The following is a 1,463-nucleotide window of genomic DNA, read 5'->3' as shown; positions in this document are numbered from 1 at the left end:
ATTTGGACGAGCTTGCTGGCGCTAAGGGCAGGGCAGCGCTCATAGCCAAGGCCTCCATCGCGTCGTTAGCCGCAGTGGCGGTGCCATGCAGATTTACGTAATCCACGCTTTGCAGCCGCGCCGATTTTAGCGCGGTTTTGATCGCCGTGATCTGCATGCGTGCGCCGGGATCGGGCTTGGTGATGTGGTAGGCGTCGGAGTTTGCTGCGTGAGCCAAAAGCGCGACGTCGCTTATGCGCTCGCGCGAAAGCACGAATGCGCAGGCTCCCTCGCCTAGATTTGTGCCTGATCGCGCCTCTGAAAACGGCTTTAGCGGCTGCTCGCTTAAAATTTCAAGTGCGCTAAATCCCTGCAGCGTGAGCTCGTCTAATGCATCGGCGCCGCCGAATACGACCGCGTCGCAAAGTCCCGCGTAGATGAGGCGCGAAGCTTCGATCAGAGCTTTGTTTCCGCTGGTGCAGGCGCTAGAAACTCCGATCGCGACGGATTTTAGTCCGAAGCGTTCGCGGATAAAATTTGCGGGGTTTGCGTGAGAGTTGCGCTCGAAGCAGAAGTTTTTAAATTTATCGTTTGCGGCTTTTGAATTTTTGGCGAAATTTTCGCTGTTTGCAGTAGAAATTTCACTGCGCGGCGCGGAGCTCTCGCCGTCTTGCGAGATAAAATTTCCCGCGTCTTTGCCGCAAGTGAAAAATTCCGCATAGTTTTCCTGCACGCCGGTGTTGGTGGTCGCAAATACCACTCCTACGCGGTGCGCGCCGAATTTTTGCACGGCTTGCTCGATCTGCCCCTGCACGCCTAGGCAGGCGCAAAGCGCCAGAGCGTTCGTGCGCGTGGCGTAGGCGCGATCTTTGATCCTCGGCAGCGGCGTATCCACGCGCCCGAAGATAAAATTTTTGCCGTATACGCTAAGCTTTCGCAGCGCGGATCTCTTCTCGCACAGCGCGCTAAAAAGCTCTGCGGCGCTGTTTGCGCCCGCACAGATGAGCCCGGGGTTACTTAGATACTGCGTCATATCGGCGCCCCTTTGCGTTTATGGTGAAATTCGGTTTATCCGCATTCTCAAGCAGGGCTAAAAATACGCGCTCGCTTTGCGAATCGGGCGGCAGGAAGCCGTCGTTGCGAAATTTAGCCTCGCTGCCTTTGATCGATAAAATTTTACGTGCGATCGGCGCGCCTAGCATATCGAGCCAGACGAGCTTGTAGCGGCTCTCCTCGCCGTTTGCGGGTGAAATTTTTGAGATCAGGGCTCTGCTTTTTACGCCGAGCTCGTCCGTCAGGATGAACTGCTTTTGGTTAAATTCCGCTATCTGCTCGGGCGCCTTGCGCGCGCATCCGTCTATAAAAAACGCGGCGCAAAGCAGAATGAAAGCCGTTTTAGAAATAGCGTAAAAACGATAAACAGGTCTCAAAAATTCTCCCTAAAAACGAGCGAAATCATAATCTCGCCCTCTAAAATATAGCTT

General features: G+C 54.3%; 2 protein-coding genes. Both read right to left on the bottom strand.

The genetic code is table 11. From position 1 onward, the window contains the following. On the bottom strand, positions 1-1,012 hold a 1,012-nt coding region (locus Q0256_RS05985), incomplete at its 3' end, for a beta-ketoacyl synthase N-terminal-like domain-containing protein (protein WP_297961106.1). Beyond that, positions 993-1,409 carry a hypothetical protein gene (locus Q0256_RS05980; protein ID WP_297961104.1) on the bottom strand — a complete coding sequence of 139 codons (417 nt, stop codon included), beginning with the start codon at positions 1,407-1,409 and terminating at the stop codon, positions 993-995. The genes Q0256_RS05980 and Q0256_RS05985, both read right to left, overlap by 20 nt. Between the last annotated feature and the right edge of the window lie 54 nt (positions 1,410-1,463).

Origin of the sequence: uncultured Campylobacter sp. (assembly GCF_937949835.1) — a bacterium.
In the GTDB taxonomy this organism is placed as follows: Bacteria; Campylobacterota; Campylobacteria; order Campylobacterales; family Campylobacteraceae; genus Campylobacter_B.
The sequence above is the reverse complement of the archived record's forward strand: the minus strand, read 5'-3'. Positions and strand labels throughout refer to the sequence as shown.